Consider the following 15,868-nt stretch of genomic DNA (forward strand, 5'->3'; position numbering starts at 1 on the left):
CGCCATGCGTCGTTGCGGAACTTGCCAAGGGATCACCATTGCCGGCGTTCCACGCCTAGCCTGGCGCGATTTTGCGCAGTAACGCGGCTCGCGAACGAAGTGGGAACAGCCCCCAAGGACCAAAGGGCATTCGGAAGCCAGGGTACTGGCGCCGGTTTTCCCGCTTTTTCATATATTTGGGGTGAATCACCTTGGCCAAGATCCTCGTAGTCACTTCCGGCAAGGGTGGCGTGGGCAAAACCACCACCAGCGCCGCCATCGGCACCGGCCTCGCCCTGCGCGGGCACAAGACCGTCATCGTCGACTTCGACGTCGGCCTGCGTAACCTCGACCTGATCATGGGCTGCGAGCGCCGCGTGGTGTACGACTTCGTCAACGTGATCAATGGCGAGGCCACCCTCAGCCAGGCCCTGATCAAGGACAAGCGTCTGGAAAACCTCTACGTGCTGGCCGCCAGCCAGACCCGTGACAAAGAGGCCCTGACCAAGGAAGGCGTCGGCAAGGTCATCGACGAACTGGCGCAAAACTTCGAATACGTCATCTGCGACTCCCCGGCCGGCATCGAGACCGGTGCGCACATGGCCATGTACTTCGCCGACGAAGCCATTGTCGTGACCAACCCGGAAGTGTCCTCGGTCCGCGACTCCGACCGCATGCTCGGCCTGCTGGCCAGCAAGTCCCGCCGCGCCGAACAGGGCCTGGAGCCGATCAAGGAACGCCTGCTGCTGACCCGCTACAACCCGGAGCGCGTGACCAAGGGCGAAATGCTCGGTGTGGAAGACGTCGAGGAAATCCTCGCCATCAACCTGCTCGGCGTGATCCCGGAGTCCCAGGCCGTACTGAAAGCCTCCAACCAGGGCGTACCGGTGATCCTCGACGAACAAAGCGATGCCGGCCAGGCCTACGGCGATGCCGTTGACCGCCTGCTGGGCAAGGATGTACCGCATCGATTCCTCGATGTGCAGAAGAAAGGACTCATGCAACGCCTGTTTGGAGCGCGCTAATGAACATTTTCGATTTCTTTCGTGAGCGCAAGAAGGAAACCCCTGCGTCGATTGCGAAAGAGCGTCTGTCGATCATCGTCGCCCACGAGCGCGGCCAGCGCAGCCAGCCGGACTATCTGCCGGCCCTGCAGAAAGAGCTGGTCGAGGTGATCCGCAAGTACGTCAATATCGACCAGAACCAGGTTCAGGTAGCGCTGGAGAATCAGGGCAGCTGCTCCATTCTGGAACTCAACATCACGCTCCCCGATCGCTGATCGGTTGCGCGCACACAACGGCGGCCCAGGCCGCCGTTGTCATTTGTGGAACGCCCATGCCGCTGTCGAATGTCGAAATCATCCATCAGGACGCCGCCCTGCTGGTGATCAACAAGCCCACCCTGCTGCTCTCGGTACCCGGCCGCGCCGAAGACAACCGCGACTGCCTGGTGACCCGCCTGCAGGAGAACGGCTATCCGGAAGCCCGCATCGTCCACCGCCTGGACTGGGAAACGTCCGGCATCATCGTGCTGGCCCGCGACGCCGACAGCCACCGTGAGCTGTCCCGGCAGTTCCACGACCGCGAGACCGAGAAGGCCTATACCGCCCTGTGCTGGGGCCAGCCAGAAGCCGACAGCGGCAGTATCAACCTGCCGCTGCGCTACGACCCGCCCACCAAGCCACGGCATGTGGTCGATCACGAACTGGGCAAGCATGCGCTGACCTACTGGCGTGTACTGGAGCGCTGCGGTGACTACTGCCGCGTCGAGCTGACGCCCATTACCGGCCGCTCGCACCAGCTGCGCGTACATATGCTGTCGATCGGCCACCCGCTGCTCGGCGACGGTCTGTACGCCCACGAACAGGCTCTGGCCGCCTGGCCACGCCTGTGCCTGCACGCCAGCATGCTCAGCCTGACCCACCCGCAAACCGGCGAGCGGATGCGCTTCGAGAGCCCCGCACCGTTCTGAGGACTGGCTGAGCCTTCATGACTCCGCCGGGCCGGGCAAATCCTTTACACTGCGCCCATCCCGTCTGGAGTCCGTTATGCGCGAAGAGCTGAATCAGGGCCTGATCGATTTCCTCAAGGCCTCGCCTACACCCTTCCACGCCACCGCAAGCCTGGCTCAACGCCTGGAAGCGGCCGGTTACAAGCGCCTCGACGAGCGCGACGCCTGGCCGGTGCAGCCGCACGGGCGTTACTACGTCACCCGCAACGACTCCTCGATCATCGCCATCAAGCTCGGCAAGCGGCCTCTGCTCGAAGGCGGCCTGCGGCTGGTCGGCGCCCACACCGACAGCCCCTGCCTGCGCGTCAAACCCAACCCGGAACTAACCCGCCAGGGCTTCTGGCAGCTGGGCGTGGAGGTCTATGGCGGCGCCCTGTACGCGCCATGGTTCGACCGCGATCTGTCGCTGGCCGGACGCGTCACCTACCGCACCGCCGGCAAGGTGGAAAGCGCTCTGATCGACTTCCAGGCACCGCTGGCGGTCATTCCCAACCTGGCCATCCACCTCAACCGCGAGGCCAACCAGGGCTGGGTGATCAACGCACAGAACGAACTGCCACCGATACTCGCCCAACTGAGCGACCCGAGTGCAGCCGACTTCCGCGCTCTGCTGGCCGACCAACTGGCCCGCGAGCACGACCTGGCCGCCGATGCCATCCTCGATTACGAACTGTCGTTCTACGACACTCAGAGCGCGGCCGTGATCGGCCTCAACCGCGACTTCATTGCCGGCGCCCGTCTGGACAACCTGCTGTCCTGCTACGCCGGCCTGCAGGCCCTGCTCGACTCCAGCGACGAGGAAAGCGGTGTTCTGGTGTGCACCGACCACGAGGAAGTCGGCTCCTGCTCGGCCTGCGGCGCCGACGGCCCGTTCCTGGAGCAGGTATTGCGCCGCCTGCTGCCCGAAGGCGATGCCGTGGTGCGCATCCTCCAGCGCTCGCTGCTGGTGTCGGCCGACAATGCCCACGGCGTGCACCCCAACTACGCCGACAAGCACGACGCCAACCACGGCCCCAAGCTCAACGCCGGCCCGGTGATCAAGATCAACAACAACCAGCGCTACGCCACCAACAGCGAAACCGCCGGTTTCTTCCGCCACCTGTGCCTGGAGAACGAAGTACCGGTGCAGAGCTTCGTGACCCGCAGCGACATGGGCTGTGGTTCGACCATCGGCCCGATCACCGCCAGCCAGCTGGGCGTGCGCACCGTCGACATCGGCCTGCCAACCTTCGCCATGCACTCGATCCGCGAACTGGCTGGCAGTCACGACCTGGCGCACCTGGTCACCGTGCTGCGCGCGTTCTACAACAGCGCCGATCTGCCGTAAGGCCTTTCAGCGGCGCATGAAAAAGCCGGGCATGCCCGGCTTTTTGCTGCCTGAGGACCTGTCAGTCCGGCACTTCCACGCTGACGTGAATGGCGTCATGCCGCCAGTACTCCACGTCACAGTCGATCACCCGCCCATGCTGATCGCGGTTGACCCGTGTGATCAGCAGTGCCGGGCTGCCGGCGGTGACCTTGAGGATGCTGGCCGCTTCCGCCGGCAGGGCGGTGGGCACCATGTCGAAAGCCACCCGACCATAGCGAATGTCGTATTCACTGGCATACAGATCAGTCAGGGAGCGGGTCAGGTCGAAATCCAGAATACCGGGGAACACCTGCGGATTGAGGTAATGCTCGACATACAGCACCAGGCGCCCGTCGATGCGCCGCGCCCGGCGAATCTGGATCACGCTGGACAAGGCCGGCAACTCAAGGCGCGCACACATCTCAGCCGGCGTCGGCACGATACGCGCACTCAGCACCTCCGTCTCCGGAACCCGCCCCTGCTCACCGACCATGGCGTGAAAATGGCTGCGTACCAGCGGGTTGTAGGCGATCCGCGGCGGCGAAACGAACCAGCCACGGCGGTCCTCGCGATAGATCAGGCCCTGGGCCTCCATCTGCCCCAGCGCCTCACGCAGCGTGATGCGGGTGGTATCGAACACCTCCGCCAGCTGGCGTTCGGCCGGCAACTTCCCCCCCTGAGGCAGCAGGCCATGCTCGATCTGCTCCTGCAGAGCACGGCAGATGGCGGTCACGGTGCGGGGCGCTTCTTCGCGCATGGATACAGCTCCATATTGGACTAGACCATAAAAGCATAAACGCCCAAATGGCCGAATTTGTGACTGATTTCTGCGCAGTTTATGACTGCCGCCAGACAGTAGCGATTTCTTACCATGAAGTCGCCACCCCTTCTGCAGATCTTCCGCACGGCGCTTTGAAAAACAGCCACACGGGGCTGCAGGAATGATTGGGGGCACAGGAGAACTGCAGAGACAGTTCGACGCTGCAATAAAAACGTCACCTGCCATGGTTAGATTGGCTCGCGTCTTGCTGATCTAGACCAAACCACCTGAAAAGGACTCACACATGAAACGCTTGCTGCTGGCTTCACTGCTGGGCTCGACACTGGCACTCAACGTCCAGGCTTCAACTGTGGATATTCAGGCACTCGAAAAGGCCGCCCGCGCCGAAGGCGCTGTCAACAGCGTCGGCATGCCGGACAGCTGGGCCAACTGGAAGGACACCTGGGCTGATCTGCAAAAGCTTTACGGCCTCAAGCACATGGATACCGACATGAGTTCGGCTCAGGAAATCGCCAAATTCGCCGCCGAAAAGGACAACGCCACGGCGGATATCGGTGATGTCGGCGCCGCATTCGGCCCTATTGCGGTGCAGCAGGGCGTCACCCAGGCCTTCAAACCGAGCACGTGGGAGCAGATCCCGGCCTGGGCCAAGGATGCCGACGGTCACTGGATGCTGGCCTACACCGGCTCCATCGCCTTTATCGTGAACAAGACGCTGGTCAAGGATATTCCGCGCTCCTGGGCCGACCTGAAAAACGGCAGCTACAAAGTCACCATCGGCGATGTCAGCACCGCCGCCCAAGCCACCAATGGTGTCCTCGCTGCCGCCATCGCCAACGGCGGCAACGAGCACAACATCCAGCCGGCTCTGGACTTCTTCGCCACCCTGGCCAAGCAGAACCGTCTCGGTCTGTCGAACCCGACCATCCAGACCCTGGAGAAGGGTGAAGTGGAAGTCGGTATCGTCTGGGACTTCAACGGCCTGTCTTACCGGGACCAGATCGACCCGAGCCGCTTCGAAGTACTGATCCCCTCCGATGGCTCGGTGATCTCCGGTTACACCACCATCATCAACAAGTACGCGAAAAACCCCAACGCGGCCAAACTGGCGCGTGAATACATCCTCTCCGATGCCGGCCAGATCAATCTGGCCAAGGGTAACGCCCGCCCGATACGTGCCGAGTTCCTGAAGCTGCCAGCCGATGTGCAGGCCAAGCTGCTGCCGCAGGAGCAATATGCCAAGGTCCAGCCGGTCAAAGACGGCGCCGCCTGGGAGGCCACGGCCAAGGCACTGCCTCAGCTCTGGCAGGAACACGTCATCATCGAAATGCAGTAAGCGAAACGGGGCCGGCCAGCCGGCCCCATTTCCTGCAGGAATGCTGTCATGCCCCACAAAGTCATTCTGGTGATTCTCGACGGCCTGAACTATCAGGTCGCCGAACATGCCCTGGGCCATTTGCAGGCCTACCGGGCCGCCGGCCGCGCGCAGCTGTACAAGCTGGATTGTGAACTGCCGGCCCTGTCACGCCCGCTCTACGAGTGCCTGCTGACCGGCAGCGCGCCCATCGAAAGTGGCGTGGTGCACAATCAGGTCGTGCGCCTGTCGAATCAGCAGAGCCTGTTTCACCTCGCCCGCGAGGCTGGCCTGACCACCGCGGCGGCGGCCTACCACTGGATCAGTGAGCTGTATAACCGCTCGCCCTTTGTCGCCGTGCGCGACCGCCATACCAGCGACCCGAGCCTGCCGATCCAGCACGGGCACTTCTACTACGCCGACCACTATCCGGACTCCCACCTGTTCGTGGATGCCGAGAGCCTGCGCCTGCGTCACCAGCCCGATTTTCTGCTGGTACACCCGATGAATATCGATGATGCCGGCCACCGCCACGGTGCCGACTCGGCGCAATACCGCAACAGCGCCCGCAGTGCCGACATTCTGCTGGCCGATTACCTGCAGGCCTGGCTGGATGCCGGCTATCAGGTGATGGTGACGGCCGACCACGGCATGAATAACGACCGCTCGCACAACGGCCTGTTGCCCGAGGAACGTGAGGTTCCCCTGTTCGTGATTGGCTCAGCCTTCAGCCTGAACCCCGATGCCCGGCCGAAGCAGACCGAACTGTGCGGCACCCTCTGCAGCCTGCTGGGCCTGGCCCATGACAAACCGCGCTGCGCGGAGCTGCTCGCATGAGCCGGCGTCTGCCCCGTGGCAAATGGCTGGCCCTGCTGTGCCTCGTGCCCTTTGCGGTGTTTTTTACTGCCTTCCAGATCGCGCCGCTGCTCTGGGTAGCGGTGCACAGCCTGATCACTCCGGACGGCTGGGGACTGGGCAACTTCAGCAAACTGTTCGCCTCGCGCTTTTACCTGCAGGCGGTGCAGCACAGTCTGGAAATTGCCTTTTACTCCAGCGTGCTGGGCCTGCTGATTGCCCTCTTCGGCAGTTACTCATTGCGTCAGATCGACAGCCGCCTGCGCGATCTGGTGATGGCCTTTGCCAACATGAGCAGCAACTTTGCCGGGGTGCCGCTGGCGTTCGCCTTCATCATCCTGCTGGGCTTCAACGGCGCGCTGACCCTGCTGCTGAAACAGGCGGGACTGATCGAGGATTTCAACCTCTATTCGCGCAACGGCCTGATCCTGCTGTACACCTACTTCCAGATTCCGCTGGGCGTACTCCTCCTCTACCCGGCCTTCGATGCGCTGCGCCAGGACTGGCAGGAGTCCGCCACCCTGCTCGGCGCCAACCGCTGGCAGTACTGGCGTCATATCGCTCTGCCGGTGCTGACCCCTGCCCTGCTCGGCACCTTTGTCATCCTGCTGGCCAACGCACTGGGCGCCTACGCCACGGTGTATGCCCTGACCACCGGCAACTTCAACGTGCTGCCTATCCGTATTGCCGCACTGGTCTCGGGCGACATCAACCTGGACCCCAACCTGGCCAGCGCCCTGTCCATGCTGCTGGTCGGGCTCATGGCGCTGATCACCCTAGTTCACCAGTGGCTGCTGAGGAGGAGCTACCATGTCGCGCGCTAATCAGCTCTACCACCGCAGCGTGGTCTGGCTGCTGCTGTTGATTCTCCTGCTGCCACTGCTGGGCACCCTGCTCTATTCGCTGGCCACCAGTTGGTCTGCCACCATCCTGCCCAGCGGCCTGACCCTCAAGTGGTATGGCGCGCTGTGGAGTGATGCGCGCTTTCTCACCGCCTTTGCGCAATCCCTGCTGGTATGCGCCGGTGCCTTGTTGCTGGCGGTGCTGCTGATTCTGCCGCTGCTGTTCGTGGTGCATTACCACTTCCCGCGCCTGGACGGTCTGATGAATCTGCTGATTCTGCTGCCGTTTGCCGTGCCACCGGTGGTGTCCTCGGTCGGCTTGTTGCAGCTCTATGGCTCGGGGCCGCTGGCCATGGTCGGCACGCCGTGGATTCTGCTCGGCTGCTATTTCAGCCTGTCACTGCCGTTCATCTACCGTGCCATCAGCAACAACCTGCAGGCCATCCACCTGCATGACCTGATGGATGCCGCCCAACTGCTCGGTGCCAGCCCGCTGCAGGCCGCGCTGCAGGTGATTCTGCCCAACCTGCGCAAAGGCCTGATGGTCTCGCTGTTTCTGTCCTTCAGCTTCCTGTTCGGCGAGTTTGTCTTTGCCAACCTGCTGGTGGGCACCCGCTTTGAGACTCTGCAGGTCTACCTCAACAACATGCGCAACAGCAGCGGCCACTTCAACAGCGCGCTGGTGATCTTGTATTTCAGCTTCGTCGTACTCTGCACCTGGGCGGCCAGCCGCCTGAACAAGGATCGGACATGAGTTACCTGAGCATTCGCGGTCTGCACAAGCAGTACGCCGCCACCCCGGTATTCCGTGACATCAACTGCGAAATCAACCGGGGCGAATTCGTCACCCTGCTCGGCCCGTCCGGCTGCGGCAAGTCCACGCTGCTGCGCTGCATCGCCGGCCTGACAGCGGTCGATGGAGGGCAGATTGTCCTCGACGGGCAGGATCTGCTGCCGCTTTCCCCGCAAAAGCGCGGCATCGGCATGGTGTTCCAGAGCTATGCACTGTTCCCCAACCTGACGGTCGCGGAGAACGTCGCCTTCGGCCTGCGCATGCAGAAAGTCGCCAGAGACGAATGCCGCCAGCGCGTGGAGGACATCCTCGCCCTGGTTGAACTCAGCGCCCATGCCGACCGCTACCCGCACCAGCTCTCCGGTGGCCAGTGCCAGCGCGTCGCCCTGGCCCGCTCGCTGGTCACCCGGCCACGACTATTGCTGCTCGATGAGCCGTTGTCGGCGCTGGACGCCCGTATCCGCAAGCACCTGCGCGAGCAGATTCGCAGCATTCAGCAGGAGCTGGGGCTGACCACCCTCTTCGTGACCCACGACCAGGAGGAAGCACTGATCCTCTCTGACCGCATTGTCCTCATGAATGCCGGACAGATCGTGCAGAGTGGCAGCGCCGAGATGCTCTACACCGAACCTGCCAACGCCTTTGCCGCCGGTTTCATTGGTAACTACAACCTGCTCGATGCCGAGCAGGCCAGCCGCCTCCTGCAACGCCCGCAACCCCGGCAGATCGCTATTCGCCCGGAGGCCATCAGCCTGCAGGCAGAGGGTTCGCTGCGCGGCATCGTGCAGGGTCACAGCCTGCTGGGCAACGTGATCCGCTACCGCGTGCAGGCCCATGGCGTCGATCTGCTGGTGGATGTCCTCAACCGCTCAGCCGACGACCTGCTGCCGGCAGGCAGTGCCGTGAACCTGAACATTGATCCAACCGCTATTCGTGAGGTGGCCTGATGGCCCTGGCAATTTTCGATCTCGATGAAACCCTGATCGACGGCGACTGTGCGTCGCTCTGGGCGCAGCACATGGTGGACCTGCAGTGGGTCGACGGTGACAGTTTCCTCGCCCGCGAGCAGGAGCTGATGAGGCTGTACGGCCGGGGCGAACTGGCCATGGAGGATTACATGGCGTTCACCCTTTCCCCTCTGGTCGGCCGCACGCCCGAAGAAGTGGCTTACGTCGTCGGCCCCTTCGTTGAGGACGTCATCGAGCCGCTGATTTTCAGTGATGCCATGCGCTGCATCGCCGAGCACCGCGCTGCCGGCGACCGCATTCTGGTCATCTCCGCTTCCGCCGTGTTTCTGGTCGAAGCCATCGCCGAACGTCTGGGCATCGGTGAAGTGCTGGCCATCGATCTGGAGCAGCAGCATGGCTGTTACAGCGGCAGGACCTGCGGTGTGCTCACGTACCGTGAAGGCAAGGTCACCCGCCTGCAGCACTGGCTCGGCGAGCAGGCTGAAAGCCTCGAAGGCGCCTTCTTCTACTCCGACTCGCGCAATGACCTGCCGCTGCTGTCGCAGGTCAGCAACCCCCGCGCGGTCAACCCCGACGAGGCGCTGCGGGCCCACGCACAGGAGAACGGCTGGCCCATTCTCGCCTGGCACTGACGCACCTGCCGCTGCCTGCTACCCTGCGCGTCTGCCATCGACCTACAGGGAGCCCTCATGGAGTCGGTCATTTCCATCCAGCAGTTGAGCAAGACCTATGCGTCGGGTCACAGCGCGCTGCGTGAGATCAATCTGGAGATCCGCCGCGGCGAGATCTTCGCCCTGCTCGGCCCCAACGGGGCCGGCAAGACCACCCTCATCAGCATCGTCTGCGGCATCGTCAATCCGGGCAGCGGCCAGGTGCTGGTCGCCGGCCACGATATCGTCCGCGACTACCGCGCCTCGCGCTCGGAAATCGGTCTGGTGCCGCAGGAACTGGTCAACGACGTGTTCGAAACGGTCTGGGCCACCGTGCGTTTCAGCCGCGGCCTGTTCGGCAAGAAGCCAAACCCGGCCTACCTGGAGCAACTGCTCAAGGACCTGTCGCTGTGGGACAAGCGCGACGCCAAGCTGATCGAGCTGTCCGGCGGCATGAAGCGCCGGGTGATGATCGCCAAGGCACTGTCCCACGAGCCCTCCATCCTGTTTCTCGACGAACCCACCGCCGGCGTGGATGTCGAGCTGCGCCGCGACATGTGGGCCATGGTGCGGCGCCTGCGCGAGCGCGGCGTGACCATCATCCTCACCACCCACTACATCGAGGAGGCCGAGGAGATGGCCGACCGCATCGGGGTGATCCGTCAGGGCCAGCTGATTCTGGTCGAGGACAAACACACCCTGATGCAGCGTCTGGGGCGCAAGGAGTTGCAGCTGCAGCTCAAGCAGCCCCTCGCCGCCGTGCCCGCCAGCCTGGCGGCGTATCAGCTGGAACTGCTGGATGACGGCCACGCCCTGCGCTACGCCTACGACGCCCAGCAGGAACAGACCGGCATTGCCGAACTGCTCGCCGCGCTGGCAAGCGCCGGCATCGAGTTCAAGGACCTGAAATCCAGCGAGAGCTCGCTGGAGGAAATCTTCGTCAATCTGGTGAGGAACCGCGCATGAACCTGCAGGCCGTCCGCGCCATCTACCTGTTCGAACTGGCCCGCACCTGGCGCACGCTGCTGCAGAGCATCGCCACGCCGGTAATCAGCACCTCGCTGTACTTCGTGGTGTTCGGCTCGGCCATCGGTTCGAGCATGACCGAGGTCCACGGCGTCAGTTACGGCGCCTTCATCGTGCCCGGGCTGATCATGCTGGCCCTGCTCACCGAGAGCATCTCCAACGCCTCTTTCGGCATCTACATGCCACGCTACTCGGGCACCATCTACGAGCTGCTCTCGGCGCCGGTGTCGCCACTGGAGATCGTCATCGGCTATGTCGGCGCCGCCGCCACCAAGTCGATCATCCTCGGTCTGGTGATCCTGATCACCGCACGGCTGTTCGTCGACTTCGAGATCCTCCACCCGCTGTGGATGTTCGCCCTGCTGCTGCTCACCGCGTTCAGCTTCAGCCTGTTCGGCTTCATTATCGGCATCTGGGCCGACGGCTGGGAAAAGCTGCAGGTGGTGCCGGCGCTGATCGTCACGCCGCTGGCCTTCCTCGGCGGCAGCTTCTACTCCATCAGCATGCTGCCGCCGCTGTGGCAAACCATCACCCTGTTCAACCCGGTGGTGTACCTGATCAACGCCTTCCGCTGGAGCTTCTTCGGCGTGGCGGATGTGGATGTCGGCATCAGTCTGGCGATGATGGCCGGTTTCCTGGCCATCTGCCTGGGCGTGGTCAGCTGGATGTTCCGCAGCGGCTACCGGCTGAAGAACTGACGCGATTCAAAGCTGCTCGGCGTCGCTGCTCTCGGCGCCGGGCTCGTCGTCCGGGTCATCATCATTGTCGGCACAGATGGCGCCCAGACACTGCAGGCGATGCTCGCCCTGAGCACTGCGCAGTTGCCAGTCCTCGCCGTCCTGCCGGGCAGCGGCCAGCTCCTCGGCCGTGAAGCTCCACACGCGCCGGCTGCGGCCATCCATGCACTCGATGAGCAGGGCCGGCTCGGTGTCCTTGAGGGTGAACTGCCAGGCATGCAGGTCGTCGATAATCAGCATGTCGCAGCTTTCCAGCACGCTGCGCAGGGTGGTCGAGGTTTGGCTCATGACTGAATGTCCGCAAAAGAAAGGCGCGCATGATAGAGCATTCCTCAGGTGCGCTTGAGATGATCGCGCCGGGCGGCTAACGTGGCGCCACTGTTTTGGAGACCCCGCATGCGCAACCTTCGCTCTTCCCTGCTGCTGATCCTGCCGCTGTTCGCCGGCTGCCAGACCCTCGCCGATCTGGAATACAAGGACCCGGTGAAAAAGCCCAGCCAACGTCTGCAGGGCGAAATCAGCCGTCAGGGCGACCGCTGGCTGCTGCGGCCGTGTCAGGAGCAGCGCCGTTTTGTGCTCAGCGATGGCGAAGGCCAGGACAACCTCAAGGATCTGGCCAGCCTGGCCGCCGACGGCCAGAGCAGGCTCTATGGCGACTTCAAGGGCCAGCTCGACAGCAGCACCGAGGCCGGTGTCAACGGCCAGTTCAACATCACTCGCCGCTACCGGGTGCAGGGTGAAGGCCTTGGCTGCGAAGACCCCAACTACAAGCGTGTACGCGTCCAGGCCAGCGGTCATGAACCGGACTGGAGCATCGCCGTCACCAGCAAGGGGCTGATTCTCAGCCGCCCCGGTCAGGAAGACCTGGCCCTGCCCTATCTGGAAGAAGACCTGCTGCAGGGCCGGCGCAATTTCTCCAGCGCGGCCAACGGCCAGCAACTGGAACTCTGGGTCGCCCCGCAACGCTGCGAGGACAGCATGAGCGGCAGCGTGCAGCACCTCAGCGCCGAACTGCGCCTCAATGGCCAGGTCATGCGCGGCTGCGCCTACTATGGCGGCGCACAAAGCGACTAAGACACGGGCAACCCCGTTTGTTTGGCCAACACTGCCTATGCTGAGGTAAACCCCTCAGCGAGGCAGTCTCATGTTGCGTATTGCCATCAACGGTTACGGCCGTATCGGCCGGGCCGTGGTCCGCGCCCTGTTCGAACGCGGCCTGCACCAGCGCCTGCATCTGGAAGCGATCAATGACCTCGGTGATTTCTCCACCCTGGCCCACCTGACCCGCTTCGATTCCACCTTCGGCCGCTTTCCGCACACCGTCCACCTGCGCGATGACATCCTGCAGATCAACGGCCAGTCGGTGCATCTGTTTCAGCAGCGCGACACCGTCAAACTGCCCTGGGGCAAGCTGGGCGTGGATGTGGTGCTGGAATGCTCGGGCAAGCTGAAAAGCCGCCAGAGTGCCGAGCAGCACCTGATTGCCGGCGCCCCGCGCGTGCTGCTGTCACATCCGCTGGACAGCGCCGATCTCACCGTGGTCTACGGCGTCAACCATGAGCTGCTGGGCAGCCAGCAACTGGTGTCCAACGCCTCCTGCACCACCAACTGCCTGGCGCCACTGGCCAAGGTGCTGCACGAAGCGGTCGGCATTAGTCAGGGCTTGGTCACTACGGTGCATGCCTATACCAACGACCAGAACCTGCTGGACAAGGAGCACGACGATCTCTACCGGGCCCGCGCCGCTGCCCTGTCGATGATTCCCACCAGCACCGGGGCGGCCAAGGCCATCGGTCTGGTCCTGCCGGAGCTGGCCGGCCGCCTGGATGGTCTGGCGGTTCGTGTGCCCACGCCCAACGTGTCACTGGTCGACCTCAGCTTCCAGGCCGAACGTGCCTGCAGCGTGGCCAGCATCAATCAGGCCCTGCAGCAGGGTGCTCGGCAGTTGCCGCTGGGGGTTATGGAGTGCAATGACCTGCCTCTGGTCTCCGCCGACTTCAATGGCTACCCGGTGTCCTGCGTGGTCGATCTCAACCACACCCGCGTGCAGGGTAGTCTGGTCAAGGTACTGGCCTGGTACGACAACGAGTGGGCCTTTGCCAACCGCATGCTTGACGTGTTGCTGGCCTGGCTGCACCCGCTGGAGCAGCAGTACAGCACACCCCGCGGCGCAGGCTAAAGCGTGACATAAGTCACAATTTTTTGGTTGCTTTTGTAAAGCAAAGCAAACACTATCGGACGACATTTCGCACGCCCGTACTGCCGGTGGCGCGTTCGACAACAGATCAATAACAACAGTCCGAGGTTCTTCCCATGCGTCTCCGCTTCGCAAAATCGTTGGTCAGTCTGGCGCTTGGTGGCCTACTGGCCAGCACCAGCGCCCTGGCCGAAACCACCTTGCGTATCTACAACTGGTCGGACTACATCGCCGAAGACACCATTGCCAACTTCGAGAAAGAAACCGGCATCAAGGTGGTCTACGACGTCTTCGACAGTAACGAGACCCTGGAAGCCAAACTGCTGTCCGGCCGCTCCGGCTACGACATCGTAGTACCCACCGCGCATTTCCTGTCCAAGCAGATCAAGGCCGGTGCCTTCCAGAAGCTGGACAAATCTCAGCTACCAAACATGAGCCATCTTGACCCGATCCTGATGCAGCAACTGCAGAAAGCAGACCCGGGCAACGAATACGCCGTGCCTTATCTGTGGGGCACCAATGGCATTGGCTACAACGAGAAGAAGGTGAAGGAAATCCTGGGCGAGGACGCTCCGGTCGACTCCCTGCAGCTGGTTCTCGAACCCAAATATGCCGAGAAGCTGGCCAAATGCGGTATCGCCGTGCTCGACTCCGGCGACGAGATTTTCCCGCTGGTGCTCAACTACATGGGCCTGCCGGGCGAAAGTACCAATGCCGCGGATTACACCAAGGCCGCCGAAAAGCTCAAGAGCGTGCGCCCGTACATCAAGTACTTCCACTCCTCGCGCTACATCAGCGACCTGGCCAATGGTGATATCTGCGTAGCCCTCGGCTACTCCGGCGACGTCTTGCAAGCGGCATCCCGTGCCAATGAGGCCGGTAACGGTCAGGTGATCAAGTACAGCATCCCCAAAGAAGGCTCGATGCTGTGGTTCGACATGATGGCCATCCCAGCCGATGCCAAGGAGCCCAAGGCTGCACTGGCCTTCATCAACTACATCCTGCGTCCGGAAGTGATCGCACCGATCTCCAACTACGTGGCCTACGCCAACCCGAACAAGGACGCCAAATCGCTGGTGGATGAAGCCATCACCAACAATCCCGGCGTCTACCCTTCCGAGGAAGTGCTCAAGACCCTGTGGGTATCCGATGTACTGCCACAGAAAGTCCTGCGCGCCATGACCCGCGCTTGGACCAAGGTCAAAGGCGGCAACTGATTCAGTCGCGCCAGCGCGCACTGCCGGCGACCACCGCCGGCAGTGCCGCCCCCTCTTCCGCGCACGCGCGTATCCGCTCCAGATCCTCTGCCAGCTCAAATCCATTGGCCTGCAACCAGGCTCCGTCGTAGTAGCTGCCCGCGTAACGCTCCCCGCCATCGCACAGAATCGCCACCACCGAGCCTCGTTCGCCCCGCTCGTGCATGCGCCAGGCCGCCAGCAACGCTCCCACCAGATTGGTTCCCGTCGAGGCCCCGACCCGCCGTCCCAGCCGGCCGCTCAGGTAGTGCATGGCCGCCAGCGACAGGTTGTCCGGCACCCGGCACATGGCATCCAGCACGTCGGGCATGAAAGAAGGCTCCACCTGTGGCCTGCCGATACCTTCGATCCGCGAACCGTCCTCGCGCCTCAGCGTGCGGTCACCGCTCACGAATGCCTCGTAGAACACCGAACGTTCAGCATCCGCACACAGCACCCGGGTCGGGTGCTGACGGTAGCGGACATAACGCCCGAGCGTGGCCAGCGTGCCGCCCGTTCCCGGGCTCGATACCAGCCAGCAGGGCAGCGGATTCGGCTCGAAACGCATCTGCTGGAAGATCGACTCGGCGATGTTGTTGTTGGCCCGCCAGTCCGTAGCCCTCTCGGCGTAGGTGAACTGATCCATGAAATGTCCGCCGGTTTCACGCGCCAGCTGGCGCGACGCCTCATGCAGGGCGCACGGATCATCGACCAGATGGCTCTGCCCGCCATAGAACTCGATCTGGGCAATCTTGGCCTTCGAGGTTGTGGCCGGCATCACCGCGATAAACGGCAACCCGAGCAGCCGGGCGAAATACGCCTCGGAAACCGCCGTCGAGCCACTGGAGGCTTCGATCACCGGCGCGCCAGGCCGCAGCCAGCCGTTACAGAGCGCGTACAGAAACAGGGAACGGGCCAAACGGTGCTTCAGGCTGCCGGTCGGGTGGCTGGACTCATCCTTGAAGTACAGATCCACGCCCGGGAACCCAGGCAGCGCCAACGGAATCAGGTGCGTGTCCGCGCTGCGCTGGAAGTCGGCCTCGATCCGCCGCACGGCCTCGCCCACCCACTGCCGGTAATCGTTCATGGGGTC

Annotated in this window: 18 protein-coding genes; 15 read left to right on the forward strand and 3 right to left on the reverse strand. The window is 63.1% G+C overall.

From position 1 onward, the window contains the following. The first annotated feature begins 191 nt into the window (after positions 1 to 191). The 4 genes from minD to CK486_RS05915 all read left to right on the forward strand — a co-directional run bounded on the left by minD (position 192) and on the right by CK486_RS05915 (position 3,316). A complete protein-coding gene (gene minD / locus CK486_RS05900; protein WP_095939354.1) occupies positions 192 to 1,004 on the forward strand; it encodes a septum site-determining protein MinD in 813 nt (270 codons plus the stop codon). Next, a complete protein-coding gene (minE, locus tag CK486_RS05905; RefSeq protein ID WP_095939355.1) occupies positions 1,004 to 1,258 on the forward strand; it encodes a cell division topological specificity factor MinE in 255 nt (84 codons plus the stop codon). Before minD ends, minE begins: the two co-directional genes overlap by 1 nt. Before the next feature lie 56 nt (positions 1,259 to 1,314). Continuing rightward, on the forward strand, positions 1,315 to 1,950 hold the full coding sequence (locus tag CK486_RS05910; protein WP_095939356.1) for an RluA family pseudouridine synthase: 636 nt from the start codon (positions 1,315 to 1,317) through the stop codon (positions 1,948 to 1,950). A gap of 76 nt (positions 1,951 to 2,026) precedes the next feature. Then, positions 2,027 to 3,316, forward strand: a complete 1,290-nt coding sequence (locus CK486_RS05915) for a M18 family aminopeptidase (RefSeq protein WP_095939357.1) — start codon at positions 2,027 to 2,029, stop codon at positions 3,314 to 3,316. Positions 3,317 to 3,377: 61 nt separating this feature from the next. Here the strand turns inward: CK486_RS05915 and CK486_RS05920 are convergent, their stop codons facing one another. Beyond that, positions 3,378 to 4,094, reverse strand: a complete 717-nt coding sequence (locus CK486_RS05920; protein ID WP_095939358.1) for a UTRA domain-containing protein — start codon at positions 4,092 to 4,094, stop codon at positions 3,378 to 3,380. Between the two features lie 307 nt (positions 4,095 to 4,401). Between CK486_RS05920 and CK486_RS05925 the strand changes: the two genes are divergently transcribed. From CK486_RS05925 to CK486_RS05960, 8 genes are read left to right on the forward strand one after another with little or no spacing between them, the layout of a single operon-like run. Further along, positions 4,402 to 5,454 carry an ABC transporter substrate-binding protein gene (locus tag CK486_RS05925; RefSeq protein ID WP_095939359.1) on the forward strand — a complete coding sequence of 351 codons (1,053 nt, stop codon included), beginning with the start codon at positions 4,402 to 4,404 and terminating at the stop codon, positions 5,452 to 5,454. Positions 5,455 to 5,502: 48 nt separating this feature from the next. Then, the gene (locus tag CK486_RS05930) at positions 5,503 to 6,309 is read left to right on the forward strand and encodes an alkaline phosphatase family protein (RefSeq protein WP_095939360.1); all 807 of its coding nucleotides are present in this window, start codon (positions 5,503 to 5,505) and stop codon (positions 6,307 to 6,309) included. Further along, positions 6,306 to 7,151, forward strand: a complete 846-nt coding sequence (locus tag CK486_RS05935) for an ABC transporter permease subunit (RefSeq protein WP_176481657.1) — start codon at positions 6,306 to 6,308, stop codon at positions 7,149 to 7,151. The genes CK486_RS05930 and CK486_RS05935 overlap by 4 nt, the downstream gene beginning before the upstream one ends. Continuing rightward, positions 7,138 to 7,923 (forward strand): ABC transporter permease, encoded by a 786-nt coding sequence (locus tag CK486_RS05940; protein ID WP_095939361.1) that lies wholly within the window; start codon positions 7,138 to 7,140, stop codon positions 7,921 to 7,923. The genes CK486_RS05935 and CK486_RS05940 overlap by 14 nt, the downstream gene beginning before the upstream one ends. After that, positions 7,920 to 8,909, forward strand: a complete 990-nt coding sequence (locus CK486_RS05945; protein WP_095939362.1) for an ABC transporter ATP-binding protein — start codon at positions 7,920 to 7,922, stop codon at positions 8,907 to 8,909. Before CK486_RS05940 ends, CK486_RS05945 begins: the two co-directional genes overlap by 4 nt. Then, positions 8,909 to 9,562, forward strand: a complete 654-nt coding sequence (locus CK486_RS05950; protein ID WP_095939363.1) for an HAD family phosphatase — start codon at positions 8,909 to 8,911, stop codon at positions 9,560 to 9,562. Before CK486_RS05945 ends, CK486_RS05950 begins: the two co-directional genes overlap by 1 nt. A 57-nt stretch (positions 9,563 to 9,619) precedes the next feature. Beyond that, the gene (locus tag CK486_RS05955; protein WP_095939364.1) at positions 9,620 to 10,546 is read left to right on the forward strand and encodes an ABC transporter ATP-binding protein; all 927 of its coding nucleotides are present in this window, start codon (positions 9,620 to 9,622) and stop codon (positions 10,544 to 10,546) included. Continuing rightward, positions 10,543 to 11,304, forward strand: a complete 762-nt coding sequence (locus tag CK486_RS05960) for an ABC transporter permease (protein WP_095939365.1) — start codon at positions 10,543 to 10,545, stop codon at positions 11,302 to 11,304. The genes CK486_RS05955 and CK486_RS05960 overlap by 4 nt, the downstream gene beginning before the upstream one ends. Positions 11,305 to 11,310: 6 nt before the next feature. Here the strand turns inward: CK486_RS05960 and CK486_RS05965 are convergent, their stop codons facing one another. Beyond that, entirely contained in the window at positions 11,311 to 11,631 is a 321-nt protein-coding gene (locus CK486_RS05965; protein ID WP_095939366.1) for a DUF5629 family protein, read from the reverse strand. A gap of 108 nt (positions 11,632 to 11,739) precedes the next feature. Between CK486_RS05965 and CK486_RS05970 the strand changes: the two genes are divergently transcribed. From CK486_RS05970 to CK486_RS05980, 3 genes are all read left to right on the forward strand, one after another. Then, a complete protein-coding gene (locus tag CK486_RS05970; protein ID WP_095939367.1) occupies positions 11,740 to 12,417 on the forward strand; it encodes a COG3650 family protein in 678 nt (225 codons plus the stop codon). Positions 12,418 to 12,487: 70 nt separating this feature from the next. After that, on the forward strand, positions 12,488 to 13,522 hold the full coding sequence (gene gap / locus CK486_RS05975) for a type I glyceraldehyde-3-phosphate dehydrogenase (protein ID WP_095939368.1): 1,035 nt from the start codon (positions 12,488 to 12,490) through the stop codon (positions 13,520 to 13,522). Between the two features lie 134 nt (positions 13,523 to 13,656). Further along, positions 13,657 to 14,757, forward strand: coding sequence for a polyamine ABC transporter substrate-binding protein (locus CK486_RS05980; RefSeq protein ID WP_095939369.1), 1,101 nt, complete (start codon positions 13,657 to 13,659; stop codon positions 14,755 to 14,757). 1 nt (position 14,758) lies between these two features. On the opposite strand, the gene CK486_RS05985 is transcribed toward CK486_RS05980, so the two are convergent. After that, complete coding sequence (locus tag CK486_RS05985) at positions 14,759 to 15,862, reverse strand: PLP-dependent cysteine synthase family protein (protein ID WP_095939370.1); 1,104 nt, start codon at positions 15,860 to 15,862, stop codon at positions 14,759 to 14,761. Positions 15,863 to 15,868 lie beyond the last annotated feature (6 nt).

Origin of the sequence: Pseudomonas sp. HAR-UPW-AIA-41, assembly GCF_002304225.1 — a bacterium.
Lineage (GTDB): Bacteria > Pseudomonadota > Gammaproteobacteria > Pseudomonadales > Pseudomonadaceae > Aquipseudomonas.